This is a genomic window from Paenibacillus ehimensis NBRC 15659, assembly GCF_004000785.1.
In the GTDB taxonomy this organism is placed as follows: Bacteria; Bacillota; Bacilli; order Paenibacillales; family NBRC-103111; genus Paenibacillus_G; species Paenibacillus_G ehimensis.
In genome coordinates this window covers 118,159-132,378 of sequence record NZ_BILX01000012.1, presented here as the reverse complement: position 1 = coordinate 132,378, position 14,220 = coordinate 118,159, and the positions used below count along the sequence as shown (strand labels likewise).

The following is a 14,220-nucleotide window of genomic DNA, read 5'->3' as shown; positions in this document are numbered from 1 at the left end:
CCCCCCGCCGTTCCCGAAGGGGAGCGGCGGGCTCTTTGGCGTGCGCCGCGCATCAGGCCAAGGACCGCAGCAGACCGGCCAGCAGCCGGACTCCCTCGCGCAGCTGGTTTTCGTTGGCGTAGGAGTAGCTCAAGCGAATCCGGTCGTCGAACTCCGCGAGCGGATCACAGATCGTGCCGGGCACGAACGTTAGCGACTGTTCGATGCCTTTCGCCAGCAGCGCTCCCGCCTTGACCCCGTCCGGCAGCTTGACCCACAGGTTCAAGCCGCCTGCGGGTTTGGTCCACGACAAGCCGGTGCCGGACAGCGCCTCCTCCATAATGTTCATCCGCACATGCAGCGCGATGCGGAGCTTTTCCAAATGCCGCTGCATCCGGTCGGAGAAGAAGAGGAGCAGAAAAATTTTTTGAGTCAAAAGCGGCGTGCCGTTGTCGGCGAGCGACTTAGCGGTCAACAGGTTGCCGATGACCGGCGACCGGGCCGCTACGGCAGCGATGCGTAAGCCGGGAGCGATATATTTGCTGAAGCTGCGAATGTAGGCGACATACCCTTCCGTATCGTAGGCGAATAGGGGCGGCGGCGGTGGCTGCTTAAAGTAAATGTCGTGAAACGCATCGTCCTCCACCAGAAGACAGCGGTGCTCCGCCGCCAGCTCGACCAGGCGCTTCCGCTGCTCTGCGGACACGGTGTAGCCCGTCGGATTGTGAAACGTCGGATTGAGATAAAAGAAGCGGGGCTTGCGCTCCTTCATCAGCCTCGCGACCTGCTCCAAATCATAGCCGTGCGGATGAATGTCCACGGCGGCAAGCTGAGCGCCGTAGCTGCGGAATATGTCCATCGCGGCGCCGTAGGTCGGGCGGTCCACAAGAACGGCATCCCGCGGCTTGAGCAGCGTTTTGGCCAGCAGGTCCAGCGCTTGCTGCGCCCCGGAAGTGATCAGCAGCTCCCCGGACGTGAGAGCAAGGCGGTGTTCGGCCACCAAGTATTCGGCCATCGCCTCACGCAGCTCCGGATCGCCTTGGACGGGCGCGTAGGTTCCGAGCACTTTGGGGTACAGATCGAAGGCTTGCTTCACGTAGGCCGAGAGGTACTGATTCGGCAGCAGATTCGGATCGAGCAGCGCCTGGGAGAACTGGTAGACCACCGGAACCCGCTGGATATCCGATAGCGGATTTTGCTGAATATGAGAATGCACGGCAGGCGTGGCCGTCAGGTCGGGCGACAGGCTGCCGGTCTTGAGATAATAGCCGGATTTGTCTTTCACGTACGCTTTGCCGCTCTGCTTCAGCAGCTGATAGGCTTTGAATACGGTCAGCCGGTGAACGCCCAGCTCTTGGGCCAGCTCGCGGATCGAAGGAAGCTTGCCGCGCTCGCTCCATTCCCCCCGGTCGATCCGTTTCAGGATGTCGTCGCAGACGCTCTCGTACAGCCGGGCCGGCTGGGCGGCGGATGGGTAGATTTTGCTCACGCGTCGCACGCTCCTTTCTTTAGCTCCATTGTAGCACTTTTTATCCCAATCTGTTCTGCGATATTTGAACTGTTCTGCGCCCCTTCTTCTATGATGGAGGAATAGAAGGAGGAGAGAGACATGGTGTGGTTGGGCTATGCTGTGATGTGTTTGATTTTCGGCACGACATTTTTGATGATCAAGGTAGGGATTGATGCGGGACTTCCTCCGTTCTTCTCGGCCGGAGTACGGTTCCTGCTTGCGGGCGCGCTGATCTTCGTCTGGGCGTTAGCAACGGGAAAGGTGCGCTTCTCGCTATTGTGGCGCAAGGACCTGCTGCCGACGGGGATCGGGCTGACGTTCGGCACGTTCGCGACGCTGTATTGGGCCGAGCAGTATGTGAGCTCCGGGCTGGCGGCAATTTTATCCGCGACGGGACCGATTTTCTTATTGCTGATTCAAAGCATCGTTCTTCGGCGAAAGGCAAGCCGCAGCTCCGTCTTCGGGTGCGTGCTCGGTTTTGCGGGAGTGGGGCTGCTGGTTGCGCCTAACCTGTCCGTGGAGATGAATCTGCTCTGGGTGGTTGGCTGTGCCGCGATTCTGATCGGGGAACTGTTCTATGCGTCGGGCGCGCTCTATGCCAAGCGGGCGCTTGTGCGGTACCCGGAGACGTCGCCGCTGGCGTTGAACGCCATACAAATGATGCACGGAGGAATCCTGCTGCTCCTTCTGTCCCTGTTTACGGAGCGCGTGCCGCTGGAAGCTTTGGCCACCGGGCAGGGGATCGGAGCGCTGCTGTATTTGACCATTGTCGGGTCGATGATGGGGCACAGCTTATTTTACTGGCTCGTGGCGCGGACGAATCCGTTCTTCCCGACCACGTGGCTCTATATTTCGCCGTTAATCGCCTTCGCGTTAGGCGCTCTGCTGTACGGGGAAGCGGTCACTTGGGAGGCCGTTGCGGGCGGCATCACGATAATCGCCGGCATTCTGCTTGTGAACGTTGAAGCCATCCGCGGGGCGAGGTCGGCCAAGGGAAGACAAGGAACGGCTCCAGCGAAGCAGGCGGGATAACGGGGAGCGTACGAGTTCATGACGTTCAGGCTGAACCACGGACCGGAGTCTTTGCAAGACACGAGGCAGCTTCCCTCTTTTGGTTCTATATTCTACCAAAATTTGAAATTAAATAGGTTTAATGGTAGAATAGGATCGTATTTACAATTTATATCCAATGGAGGGAAATTATGAAAAAGAAAATCGTATCTGCCGCATTATTCACGGCCCTGGTGCTGTCCGTCTCCGCCTCGGTTATGGCCGGGAGTCCAACGGATTCCGTCACTGCGCCCGCTTCCGGCCAACCTGCCGGTGCATCCGCTCTTCGCAGCTTGGAGGCCGGGCATCCGAATTTGGAAGCAAGAGAGGTTGTCAAATATTATTCGCTGGCTTCTTACGAGGAAACCGAAAAAGAAGCTTTCGTCCTGAACCAAGGAGAAGAGCTGACTGTTACCGTCTATAACTCGGGGTTTCCCATCACGTATACCGTGTATGATGCAGACGGCCAATCGCTCGGCACCTATAGTTCGTACACTCCTTACGGCCGTATTTTTGCAGCGCAAAAGAACGGTCCGATGTACGTTCAGTTTAAAGCCGGAGCGAACAGCTCCTTCGTGAAAAAAATGAACTTCTCCGCCAAGTTTTCGATTTCGTGACCTTACCCGTCTCCTCATGAGCTGCGGGGTGAAGTAGCGGTTCGCCGCCGGTCGTCTCCATGGGTCCTCGACCATTGGAGGCGGCCGGTTTTTTGATTGCCCGTTGCCCTCCCGTTCGACACCATCGACGGGCCGTTTCGACATCCGGACGCGAAGAGCGCCCATCATGTCGATAAAACAGGATGAATCTACCATTTACCGAAGGTGGAATAGCCGGTTCGACGTAGAAAATAAAAGCTCTCTAGTAGTTCTATCAACTCATCTCAAGCCGCTAAAGATCCCTTATACTAAAAAGTGAAGTAAAAATAAGGGAGGTATGGTAAATTGAAGAAACTAACATGCGGTCTAATCATTTCCGGTTTGGCTTACTTCGGCACCGCATCGGTGAGCTTGGGAGTTCCGGCTTATGGCGGGACGGAAGTCTTCAAGCAGCCGACAGGGGAGACGTTTCAAGCGGCTCTGCAGGGCGACGAATGGCTGAACTGGACGAAGGGGGTGGATGACGACGTAATCGTGCAAGACAAGAACGGGTTTTGGAATTATGCCGAAATTGAAGGCATCTCCTTGAAGCCAAGCGGCAAAAGAGTGAACATTGACCCGAAGCCGGAGCAGACGCTCAAGCAGGAGCAGGTAAAGCAGTGGGCGAAGGAACAGCAGATCGTGGAGAAGATCAAATCCAATGTCGCGCCGTTTCTTGACGAGACCGATCCCGGCCCGTCCCTTGCGCCGATCAACACCGGCAGCTCCCGCAAGCTGCTTGTGATGCTCGTGGATTTCAGCGATATCGGGATGAAATATTCCGATAGCCAGTGGAGCGAGCGCTTCTTCGGAGATACGGAAGGCACGGTCAAGCACTACTACAAAGAGGTTAGCGCAGGCAAAATGACGATCGGCCCCGCGGCGGAATCGTACGGCGCGGCAGGCGACGGCATCGTTCATGTCAAGCTCGGCTATCCTCATCCGAATACGGGAGGCAACACCGGAGCGGCCAACCAAAAAATCGTCAGAGACGCCGTAGCCGCTGCCAATCCGTACGTCAATTTTGCCAGCTTCGACACGAACAACGATGGCAGAGTAACACGGGACGAGCTGTTTCTGGTAACCGTCACGGCTGGTTATGAAGCCGCTTACAGTGCCGGGGGAACGCCGAGTCTGTGGGCGCACCGCTGGTCGGCGGGAACATGGCAGGGAGACGGCAAAACGGTGAATCTGGAGTATATCCAGCAAGGCGAAAACCACGGCGACCATATGGCGACGATGGGCGTGCTCGTTCACGAGACCGGTCATTTGTTCGGTCTGCCTGATCTGTACGACACGGATAGTTCCTCGCTGGGTGTCGGTCCGCACAGCCTGATGGCCGGCGGGTCGTGGGGCTCTTACGGGAACAACCATGCGGGTTCCACGCCGGTTCATATGGACGCTTGGTCCAAATACCGGCTCGGATGGGTGAAGCCGACGGAAGTGAGCGCGAACGGCTCGTATACGTATAGGCTCAACACGGTTCAACCGTCCAATCCGAACGCTTATAACGTCGTCAAAATCAATACAAGCACGCCGGGACAGTTTTTCCTGCTGGAAAACCGCGGCTTCGTAGGGTATGACCGGGCGCTGGAAAAGTCGCTCCGAGGCGGCAAGCCGGGCATCGCGATCTGGCACGTGGACGAGACGCAGAACGCCAACTCGAATGAGCAGCGGAAGCTGGTCGACCTCGAAGAGGCCAACGAAGGCACGCTCGGCTACAGCCAGCTTGATACGAAGAGGAGCGGCACATACGATCATTATTACGCAAGCGGTTTTAATACGTTGTTCGGCCCGAAAACGAAGCCTTCTAGCGCGACTTACGAAGGAGCCGATACGAAAATATCCGTGAACGTGAACAGCGCGGGCAGCAGCGCCATGAAGGTTGGCGTCACAATCGGCAATGCGAGCGGATCGGTGAAGGCGACCGGCGCTCCCGGTTCCCCCAGCCTGAGCCACAACAATTGGAATAACGAGAAGGACTATGCGATCACGATGAACATGTGGTGGGGCAATAACGGCGACACGTGGAGATTGTACGAAAACGATACGCTCGTCTACGAGGAAGAGCTGACGGACAACAGCTCGCAAGCGCAGACGGCGGTCAAAACCTTCACGAACCAAAAGCCCGGAACGTATATTTATACGTGCGAGCTGGTGAACTCATTCGGTACTACGAAATCTTCCCCGCTTAAAGTCCTCGTAAAATAAACCATAAGGGAGCCGGCGATGCCGCGCTCCCTTCCCCTCGTTACCGAACCGAATCTACAATTGGATGTCAATCGTCGTCCCGCGGCCGATCTCGCTGTGAATCGCAATCTCTCCATCGTGCTCCTGGATAATATCTTTGGCTATCGCCATGCCGAGCCCGGAGCCTTTATGCGCGTCTCCGGTGTTGGTTCCGCGGTAATAGCGGTCGAAAATTTTGTCGAGCTCCTCTTTTCGGATGCCTTTGCCGTTATCCTGGATGATAATACGGGTCCGGTCGGTCTTTTCGATCCGGACGGCGATGTTCACGTCGTCGTCATTATGGATGAGCGCATTGTAAATTAAATTGTGCAGCGCTCTTCGAATCAGAAGTTCATCGACCTCGGCCGGGATGCTCTCTTGCTTGGCATGAAAATCAATATGGCGCTTGCCGTATTTCGGGTCGTTGACGATATCGATCACGATATCTCGTAGTAACACGACCAGGTTCGTCGTTTTTTTGTTTAACGTCAGCTCTTTGTTCTTCAATCTTGTCGTTAAGCTTAAATCTTCGATGACCTCTTTGATATAAAGCGACTTTTTCTCGATAATGTCGGCGTATTCCCTGATCTCGTCTTCGGTAAAGCGATAATCCGGGTCCTTCATCATTTCGGCAAAGCCTTGAATCGAGGCCAGAGGCGTCTTAATATCGTGGGAAATGTTGGTGACCCATTCCTCTTTCATCCGGTCCAATTTTTTGCGTTCCGACTCGTTCGCCTTAAGCTGGTTGGACAAATGATTGATGTTCGAGAATACTTGTTTAAAGACGCCCGCAGGCCGGGCATGAAAATATTCATTGCTTGCCAGTCTTTTTATTCCGTCGATTAGCGTATACAGCGGCTTGGTCAGCCGTTTGCTCAAGAAATACCCGATTAGTAACGTAATCAAAATATCGATAATTAAAACGATGCCGCCGACCTTAACCATACGAAGCAGCGAATGATTATCGTACAAAATAAAATACCGGTTGATACTGCGGTTTTCCATCCCGATCAAATAGCTGTAAGCGCGGCCGCCCGCTTTCTTCTCGCCGACAAAGACCGTCGTTTCGCCATTCACTTCCTTGTACTTGTACATTTGCACGATTTCCGAAGGAGTGTAGCTTTTCGGTAACCCTTCCGGCGCTCTGTAGCGGAAAAGTTCCTTGCCGGCTTCATCCAAAATTTGTATCCATGCGTTCCTGCTGTCTAGCTCTTCCTTGCCTGCTTCGGCAATCGTCAGCGCATCCCCGGAAATCGTGATTCGATCCTGAAACTGTCGTGTAAATTGCTCGGGAGAGTGCTCCTCTTCTTGAAAGATGGGGATATTGAAAACAGACTGAGCCGTGAACAATGAAAGCATAAGGAACAGGTTTATGAAAATAATGAAGATGACGACGAAGACAACGGAGATCAGATATCTTACGGTTAACTTCCATTTCATGACCTATTCATCCTCGATGGCCAGTTTGTAGCCCAGACCTTTGACAGTAATTAAATAGCGGGGCTGGGAAGGCTGCTCTTCAATCTTTTCCCGCAGCCTCCGGATATGAACCATCACCGTATTGTCGATGCCGATAAAATCCTCTCCCCAGACGGCGTCGTAAAGCCTTTCCTTGCTGATCACTTTATTGACGTTCTGGAGGAAGTACTTCATTAATCCGAGCTCTTTCGGCTTTAATTCAATGCTTGTCCCGTTCTTTAACAATTCCGCTTTTTGTTCGTTTAACGCAAAAGGGCCCGCTGTTAAGACGGTATCCTTCACGGCCTCCGGCTGCATATAATCGGCTCGGCGCAATTGGGCTTTCACGCGGTAAGCCAGCTCTTTGGGGCTGAACGGCTTGGTGATGTAATCGTCGCCGCCGATGGCAAAGCCCAAGATTTTGTCGATTTCCTCCGTCTTGGCGGATAAAAATAAAATCGGAACCTTCGAGATCGCTCGAATGTGCCTGCACACGTCATACCCTTCCCCATCCGGCAGCATAATGTCGAGCAGCACAAGATCCGGCTGCTTTTGCTCAAATTGAGCCAAGCCGTCTTTCGCTGTCGTCGACGTAATGACATGCTCGATGCCTTCTTTGCGCAGAACCGTGGCCACAAGCTTCAAAATCGCTTCCTCATCGTCTATAATCAAAACCTTTTTGTTGATCGACATGTCATTCGGCCTCCTGGGAAGGGAAGGATGTAATGCAACTCTGTTTATGTGTGAGTATGCGGCACTTTCTTTCATTTATCAAGCGGTATAGGGTTGCGCGGCATGAAACAAATGCGCAAGTAAGCCATGCTGCATCAGCTTCTTAGCGCATTGTCCGGGTTTATTTGGCGGTTTGTTTTCTGCCGTACGTCATGAACCGCCATGCCTTCTCCAACGGACCCATTTTAAAGTAGCGGAACCACAGGCTGCTGTAGATGAGCTGGACGATCATGATCAGGCAGGCGATGAGGACCACATGGACCGGGGATACCGTCTCCAGGCCCATGAGCGAGATGAACAGCGATCCGATTAAGCTTTGGGCGACATAATTCGTCAGCGCCATCTGGCCCACCCGTGCGAAGGGCTGAAGGATCGTCCTGGCTGTCCGATGCTCAAGCAGCAAAAACAGCGATGTTACAAATAATAAGACTCCGGGAATGGCGCTCAACGAAACGATGAGCTTCAGCTCATCCGTTCCATGCTGGGCCGCTGTCCAGATCCAGACCGATAGCCCGGCAAAGACCGGCAAGGCTCCAAGCTGTACCAGGCGAATCCGTTTTTTCAGCTCCCCGATCCGCCTGATCCAATCAGCCTTCGCTGCAAGGAACCCGGCCAAAAACATGATGAAGATCAAAGTCGTATCAGAGATGACAAAATCGACTACGCTGGATAAAGGAACCGCGGCCCCCACCGTGAGCTTCGAGATCAGCGCTAGCAAGTAAACAACGGCGATTCCGCCAAGCCAATTGCGGATGGTCGTCACCTTGGCCCTGTAAAACGGAAGCAGAAGCAGTCCGATCAACGCGTAAACCGGGAGGATGGTGCCCCAGAAGACAAAGGCATGAATAATGCCGATGAGTAAGAGCACCAGCAAGCGGCGGGTAAACCGCCAGAGCGGCTTGTCCCCCCGGCGTTCGGCGCGCGAGGCGAAGATGTAAAAGCCGACGCCGAACAGGAACGAGAAAATGGAGAAAAATTTCTTTTCCACGAACACGAGAATCAGGGTGTCGATCACTTGGTTCATTCCGGTATATTCCGGTATTATCATGCCTTCGGTGAGGACGATATATCCTTTGACATTGATAAACAAGATGCCGAATAACGCAAGCCCTCGAATGATATCTAAGGCTGCGATCCTTTCTTGCTGTGAGATGGATGGGTTCATATTGGTTTGCTCCTTACGCTCGTTCGATTTACTGCAATTGCTGACTTGCTTTTCCCGGAAGCTCTTCTTTCGTTACTTCCTGGTAGGAGGTCACGCCTTTGTCTTCTTTCACAAACAAACTGAGGTACGCTTTCTCCCGCAGCTGTTTCGGGGCGGAGAACTTCAGTGTCTTCTCCTGCCCGTTTTTATCAAAAGCCGGCAGCTCGTATTCGTATCTAACCATAATTTCTCCGTTGTCGAGTTTATCTTCAAGCTTCTTTCCTTGTCCTTGAACCTGTGTATAGTAGACGTCCGTCCCTAACCGGTTCAGATTGACGTTCTGTAATAAGAACAAGCCTCCGAGCACCAGAGCCGCGATGACGATGCAAGAAATGATTATTTTTTTCATAGTCCTCTCCCATTCTGTGTTATGCATTGGATTTGGTCACAATGTTGTAGTAGGTGCTGACGGTTAAGAAGTAATACACGATATACATGCAAGCATAGGCGCCTATGCAGATTAAGACGGGAATCACCAGATTGGTTTGAATGAGTCTGGATAGAGCGGTTAAAGCAACGGCGCAATGCGCAATTCCCGCGATTAACGGCAGGGCGAATACGAATAAGCTTTGTTTGGCGACCGATTTTCGAATTTCTTTTTTGGTCACGCCGATTTTGTGCAAAATGACGTAGCGATCCTTGTCCGCGCCCGCTTCCGTCAGCTGCTTAAAGTAAATGATGCTTCCCGTGGCGGCGAGAAATACTAACCCCAGGAATCCGCCCATAAAAATGAGGAGTCCGCTCGATTCCATGCCGGCGGCGTAATCCATATAAAAGCTGGAGAAATGCGCCTCCCGCGGCAGCATGGATTGAATCTCGTTCGTTAATGCTTTGGCGTCGTCCTCGTGCGTAATCTTGTAAGCTTCTATATTCACGAGGGGGGCTTCTTGTTGTAATCGGGCAAAGACCTCATCGCTGACGACGACCGTCGTATTCGCCGTGCGGAGGTTCAGGACGTTGTACCGTTTCAGGCTTGTGAAGGTAACGTTCTCCGTAAGCTCCTTCGCCTTCAAGGAAACCGTCGAGCCTGCATATTCGGGCGACAGCCCTTCGTAATATCCCGCGTCCAATACGGCTGCTTCTTGCCCTGTCAACGACAGCGAGTCGTTTCTCTGCTGAGCTTCCGCCAATTTGTCAAACGCCGAATTTGCGAGGATCGTATAGCTCACGATATCGCTGGATATTTTGCTGTTCAGGCTCGTAATATCTACTTTCAATTGCAGGGCCGGAGTGCTCTCATGATAAACAACCTCATGCTTCTTATCGCGCGAAATCCGGTCCTGAACTTCACTCGTTGTACGTTGGTCGCTCGCAATAAACATCATGCTGTTCGCATCGGCAAGCGCGACGCTGCTTCGGTTGTTGTAATAAAAGCTGTACGCCGTTCCGACGGCCGTCAGTGTCGTCGCGCTCAGGACCGCGATGATCGTTAACGTGCGCGCGTTTCCTTTCATGCGGTACAGAAGCTGGGAGGTGCTGATGAGATGAACGCCGTTCCAAAATCGTTTTTTATTTTTTCGTGCCAGCTTTAACAGGTACACGATGAAGGTGCTGTACAGTAAATAGGTGCCTATGATCACGGCGGCCACGATAACAAGCGGTGTCACCATGAAGCCCATGCTTCGCCAAACGGCGGACTCCAGTATGTTTTGAAGCGCCAGCCAGTAGCCGAAGCCAATGCATAGTATGGCTAACAGCGCCATCGCCAAGGAAGCTTTGGGCTCTTGCTCCCCTTCTTTGTCCGCCTGAAACAGCTCGATGAGTTTGAACCGGTAAATCAATCGGTACCCGTGGAACGACGTAATGACGGTAATCACGGTGAATACGACTATCGTATGGATCACCGCTTGCGGCGAAATACGAAAATTTGCCACCGCGTCATAGCCCATAACCTTCATCAAGATCGATACAAAGCCTTGGGACAACAGAGAGCCGAGTAATATGCCGATCACGAGGGCCAAGAGGCCCATCATCAAGTTTTCGTAGAACAGCATCCGGCCGATTTGCTTCTTCCGCACGCCGAGCAGCGAGTACAGGCCGACTTCTTTTTTACGCTTGCGGGTGAAGAAGGCATTGGAGTACCAGATGAAAATGGCGACGAAAATCATCAAGACCACCGAAGCCCCGGTAAAGGCAGAACTGATTTTGGGCGAGCCGTCCGACGTGGCCAGAATCGTCGAATCGTATTTTAGCGACACGAACGTAAAGTAGATGACGATGCTAAAAATCATCGAAGCAAAGTACAGAAAGTAGTTGGTGAAGTTTTTCCGGATGTTTTTTCGGGCAAGCTGAACTAGCGTCATTTACCGCCCACCTCCAAGCGAGGCGAGGACATCCAATATTTTCTGGAAAAATTCCTGCCGCGATTGCTGGAGCTTATGGATTTCGGCGTACATCTTGCCGTCTTTGATAAATAAAATTCGTTTGCAGAAGCTTGCGGCAAACGCGTCATGTGTCACCATCATGATTGTCGAGCGATGCCTTTCGTTGAGCAGGGTCAAGCTTTCGAGCAGGCTGGAGGCCGACTTCGAATCCAGTGCGCCCGTCGGCTCGTCCGCCAGGATCAGGCTCGGATTGGCGACAATGGCGCGCGACGCGGCCGTCCGCTGTTTCTGGCCCCCGGAGATGTGGTAGGGGTATTTGTCGAGAATGTCCCGAATGCCGAACGTATCGGCGATTTCATTCACGCGCGCTTCGATTTCCTTGGCCGGAACCTTCGATAAGGCAAGCGGAAGTAAGATGTTTTCCTTCACCGTCAGCGTATCGAGAAGGTTATAGTCCTGAAAAATAAAACCGAGCCGGTTGCGGCGGAAGTCCGACAATTGTTCCTCGTTCATCTTCATGATATGTTGACCGGCGATGACGATTTCTCCGGACGACGGGGTATCGATGGTGGATAAAATATGGAGCAAGGTTGATTTCCCCGCCCCCGAAGGCCCCATAATGCCGATAAACTCGCTTTCCTTCACTTCGAGATCGATATCTACCAGCGCTTTGTATTGATTTTCCTTCGTGCCGTATATTTTTTGAACGTTTCTTGCCTGTAAGATGGTTGTCATGAAGCAATCCTCCTTGTATCTCTACAAAGACGATTATAGTTCGCCGCACCTTACAGCGTTTTAATAGGAACCTTACACGAACCTTAAAAATGTAGGGGGGCACACTGCATACTCAAATTCGGAAAAGGTTGACAAAAAGCGCGCGCTTGAGTATGATCTAATCAAGTAAATGAATGATTTATTCATTCATTTGAAAAGGAGGCTCACACATCATGAAGACCGGCTCGACGGATCCGAATCGGGACGAACGAAGAGTTCAGATCAAGCGGGCGGCACTCAAAGTGTTCGCGCACCATGGGTTAATGGGAACGAAGATGAGCATGATCGCGAGAGAAGCGGGGATTAGCGACGGCCTTTCTTACCGCTATTTTAAGTCCAAGGACGAAATTTTGGCCGAGCTTGTGAAGGATGCAGTCGAAGGCTCGAACGAGGCGTTCGCTCTTATCCGAAATATGCCGGGATCGCCGCTGGAGAAAATACGCGCATTAACCAAAGAAATTTTGCAGGAGGATAATCATCACTTCATCTTGATGCAGCAGGTCATGTCGGCAGACAACCTGCCCAAGGAAATCGCAGAATTGATGAAGGACCATGATACCGCCGGGATGATCGATACGGTGACTTCCGTCGTCGCTGCCGGACAACAAGCGGGACAGTTCCTCGAAGGCAACCCGCGGGACATCGCCATGTGGTACCTTACCTCTATCGTCGGTCTGATGAACCTCCGGACGCATGAATTGGAAGGGTACCGTCCGCCCGACATCGATTTCATGATGCGGCTTGTTGTAAAACCTACCCTTTTATAGAGAGTGAGTACAGTTATGAAAAAGGAAACTACGAACAAAACCCTCATCCTCATCGGTTTGCTGCTTGGCCTTGTCTTCTCGGAGCTTGACCAGACGGCGGTGTCTACGGCGCTTCCGACGATGATCCGCGATCTCCACGGTTTGGCGCTATTTGGCTGGGTCGCGGGAATATATATGCTTTCGATCACGATCTTCATGCCGATCTTCGGCAAACTTGCCGACCTTTACGGCCGTAAGCGAATCTATCTGATGTGTCTGGCATTGTTCATCGTTGGGTCCGTTGTATGCGGATTCGCCAATTCCATGACGGCGCTGCTGATCGGCAGAGGCATTCAAGGGATCGGAGCCGGAGGGCTCATGCCGCTGGCGATGATTATTATCGGGGACTCGTTTCCTCTAGAGCAGCGGGCGAAGGTACAGAGCCTTATCGGGCCGATGATGATTTTGCCGCAGCTGCTCGGGCCGACGGTAGGCGGGTACTTCGTCAGCCATTTGAGTTGGCATTGGATATTTTTGATCAACATTCCGGTCGGGCTCGTCGCCGCCCTCTTCGTTGCCAAAGGCTTGCGGGAGTCGGTCAGCACGGAAAAGAAACCGATCGACTGGGCCGGCGCCTGCACGCTCGTTCTCTCCATGCTGGCCCTGCTGTTCGCACCGGTGCTGATCGACGTCGCGGGTTATACGTGGTCTTCGCCTGCTGTCGTCGGATTGCTGGTTTTGGCGGCCGTTCTGATCGCTCTCTTCATCCGCATCGAGTCGAAGGCGGTGGAGCCGATCATTCCGCTGCAGCTGTTCCGCAACCGTTCGGTTGTCGTTCTGTCGCTCATCGTCTTCGTCACGATGCTCGGCGTCATGGGCGGCATGTCCGGCTTCCCCTTCTTCGCCCAGAATGTGATGGGGATGTCGCCCACGGCGTCCGGCTATTTGACGCTGGCCTTTATGGCAGGCGCCATTCCGGCAAGCGTGCTGTGCGGATTCTTGATTACGAAGGTTGCCTACAAGTATCTGTTTGTCGTTTCGTTCATCCTGCCGATTGCCGGATATATCGTGCTTTCCCAAATCGACGTGAATACGACCGTCCTCTATGTGATCGCCGCCTTCTTTATTCTGGGCCTCGGCATCGGCGTACTGTTCGGCAGCGACAACCTGATCGTACAGGAAACGGTGGCCAAAGAGCATACCGGGGTTGGCGTCGCTACCGTCCAGCTGTTCCAATCGCTCGGCGCTACGCTCGGCTTCAGCATCTTCGGCAGCCTGCTTTCCCGTCATATTCACGACGGCATCGCCGGGCTGTCCGACAGCTTTCCTGCCGGGTCGTCGGAATCCATCATGAACGGAGGGATTCCCGAAGGGATCCCGGCCGACTTGCTGCTTCAGATCAAGACCGTTTTCGCTACGGCGTTTCAGCAAATGTTCTGGATCGGAGCGATCTTTGCCGCCGCGGCTTTCATAATCTGCTGGTTTATGAAAAAAGAGGTGCTGACGCCGCAGAAAGAAGACGGGCAATCCGTGATGCCCGGCTAAGACGACGCATCCTGCCCTGCAACAAGAGGGCGGC

Annotated in this window: 12 protein-coding genes; 5 read left to right on the top strand and 7 right to left on the bottom strand. The window is 53.3% G+C overall.

Going from position 1 to position 14,220, the window contains the following annotated elements; genetic code table 11:
- Positions 1-52 precede the first annotated feature (52 nt).
- A complete protein-coding gene (locus tag PEH01S_RS09940; protein ID WP_127485158.1) occupies positions 53-1,468 on the bottom strand; it encodes an aminotransferase-like domain-containing protein in 1,416 nt (471 codons plus the stop codon).
- A 120-nt stretch (positions 1,469-1,588) separates the two neighbouring features.
- Between PEH01S_RS09940 and PEH01S_RS09935 the strand changes: the two genes are divergently transcribed.
- The 3 genes from PEH01S_RS09935 (at position 1,589) to PEH01S_RS09925 (ending at position 5,385) form a co-directional block, all read left to right on the top strand.
- Positions 1,589-2,521, top strand: coding sequence for a DMT family transporter (locus PEH01S_RS09935; protein WP_127485156.1), 933 nt, complete (start codon positions 1,589-1,591; stop codon positions 2,519-2,521).
- Between the two features lie 236 nt (positions 2,522-2,757).
- Positions 2,758-3,156 (top strand): hypothetical protein, encoded by a 399-nt coding sequence (locus PEH01S_RS09930; RefSeq protein WP_407669428.1) that lies wholly within the window; start codon positions 2,758-2,760, stop codon positions 3,154-3,156.
- 324 nt (positions 3,157-3,480) lie between these two features.
- A complete protein-coding gene (locus PEH01S_RS09925; RefSeq protein ID WP_127485152.1) occupies positions 3,481-5,385 on the top strand; it encodes a M6 family metalloprotease domain-containing protein in 1,905 nt (634 codons plus the stop codon).
- A 54-nt stretch (positions 5,386-5,439) separates the two neighbouring features.
- Here the strand turns inward: PEH01S_RS09925 and PEH01S_RS09920 are convergent, their stop codons facing one another.
- From PEH01S_RS09920 to PEH01S_RS09895, 6 genes are all read right to left on the bottom strand, one after another.
- Positions 5,440-6,843 (bottom strand): sensor histidine kinase, encoded by a 1,404-nt coding sequence (locus PEH01S_RS09920; RefSeq protein ID WP_127485150.1) that lies wholly within the window; start codon positions 6,841-6,843, stop codon positions 5,440-5,442.
- Positions 6,844-6,846: 3 nt separating this feature from the next.
- Positions 6,847-7,554 (bottom strand): response regulator transcription factor, encoded by a 708-nt coding sequence (locus PEH01S_RS09915; RefSeq protein WP_127485148.1) that lies wholly within the window; start codon positions 7,552-7,554, stop codon positions 6,847-6,849.
- A gap of 160 nt (positions 7,555-7,714) precedes the next feature.
- Entirely contained in the window at positions 7,715-8,758 is a 1,044-nt protein-coding gene (locus PEH01S_RS09910; RefSeq protein WP_127485146.1) for a DUF418 domain-containing protein, read from the bottom strand.
- Positions 8,759-8,786: 28 nt separating this feature from the next.
- A complete protein-coding gene (locus PEH01S_RS09905) occupies positions 8,787-9,146 on the bottom strand; it encodes a YxeA family protein (protein WP_127485144.1) in 360 nt (119 codons plus the stop codon).
- 19 nt (positions 9,147-9,165) lie between these two features.
- Positions 9,166-11,100, bottom strand: a complete 1,935-nt coding sequence (locus PEH01S_RS09900; protein ID WP_127485142.1) for an ABC transporter permease — start codon at positions 11,098-11,100, stop codon at positions 9,166-9,168.
- The gene (locus tag PEH01S_RS09895; RefSeq protein WP_127485140.1) at positions 11,101-11,856 is read right to left on the bottom strand and encodes an ABC transporter ATP-binding protein; all 756 of its coding nucleotides are present in this window, start codon (positions 11,854-11,856) and stop codon (positions 11,101-11,103) included.
- 212 nt (positions 11,857-12,068) lie between these two features.
- Here PEH01S_RS09895 and PEH01S_RS09890 point away from each other — a divergent pair, with 212 nt between their 5' ends.
- A complete protein-coding gene (locus PEH01S_RS09890) occupies positions 12,069-12,662 on the top strand; it encodes a TetR/AcrR family transcriptional regulator (protein ID WP_127485138.1) in 594 nt (197 codons plus the stop codon).
- 15 nt (positions 12,663-12,677) lie between these two features.
- Positions 12,678-14,186 carry an MDR family MFS transporter gene (locus PEH01S_RS09885; protein ID WP_127485136.1) on the top strand — a complete coding sequence of 503 codons (1,509 nt, stop codon included), beginning with the start codon at positions 12,678-12,680 and terminating at the stop codon, positions 14,184-14,186.
- Positions 14,187-14,220: the final 34 nt, after the last annotated feature.

Excerpts from the sequence above, each read along its gene's own strand:
- PEH01S_RS09935 (WP_127485156.1), top strand. The coding sequence starts at position 1,589 with ATGGTGTGGTTGGGCTATGCTGTGATGTGTTTGATTTTCGGCACGACA.
- PEH01S_RS09930 (WP_407669428.1), top strand. The coding sequence starts at position 2,758 with ATGGCCGGGAGTCCAACGGATTCCGTCACTGCGCCCGCTTCCGGCCAA.
- PEH01S_RS09920 (WP_127485150.1), bottom strand. The coding sequence starts at position 6,843 with ATGAAATGGAAGTTAACCGTAAGATATCTGATCTCCGTTGTCTTCGTC.
- PEH01S_RS09915 (WP_127485148.1), bottom strand. The coding sequence starts at position 7,554 with ATGTCGATCAACAAAAAGGTTTTGATTATAGACGATGAGGAAGCGATT.
- PEH01S_RS09910 (WP_127485146.1), bottom strand. The coding sequence starts at position 8,758 with ATGAACCCATCCATCTCACAGCAAGAAAGGATCGCAGCCTTAGATATC.
- PEH01S_RS09905 (WP_127485144.1), bottom strand. The coding sequence starts at position 9,146 with ATGAAAAAAATAATCATTTCTTGCATCGTCATCGCGGCTCTGGTGCTC.
- PEH01S_RS09900 (WP_127485142.1), bottom strand. The coding sequence starts at position 11,100 with ATGACGCTAGTTCAGCTTGCCCGAAAAAACATCCGGAAAAACTTCACC.
- PEH01S_RS09895 (WP_127485140.1), bottom strand. The coding sequence starts at position 11,856 with ATGACAACCATCTTACAGGCAAGAAACGTTCAAAAAATATACGGCACG.
- PEH01S_RS09890 (WP_127485138.1), top strand. The coding sequence starts at position 12,069 with ATGAAGACCGGCTCGACGGATCCGAATCGGGACGAACGAAGAGTTCAG.
- PEH01S_RS09885 (WP_127485136.1), top strand. The coding sequence starts at position 12,678 with ATGAAAAAGGAAACTACGAACAAAACCCTCATCCTCATCGGTTTGCTG.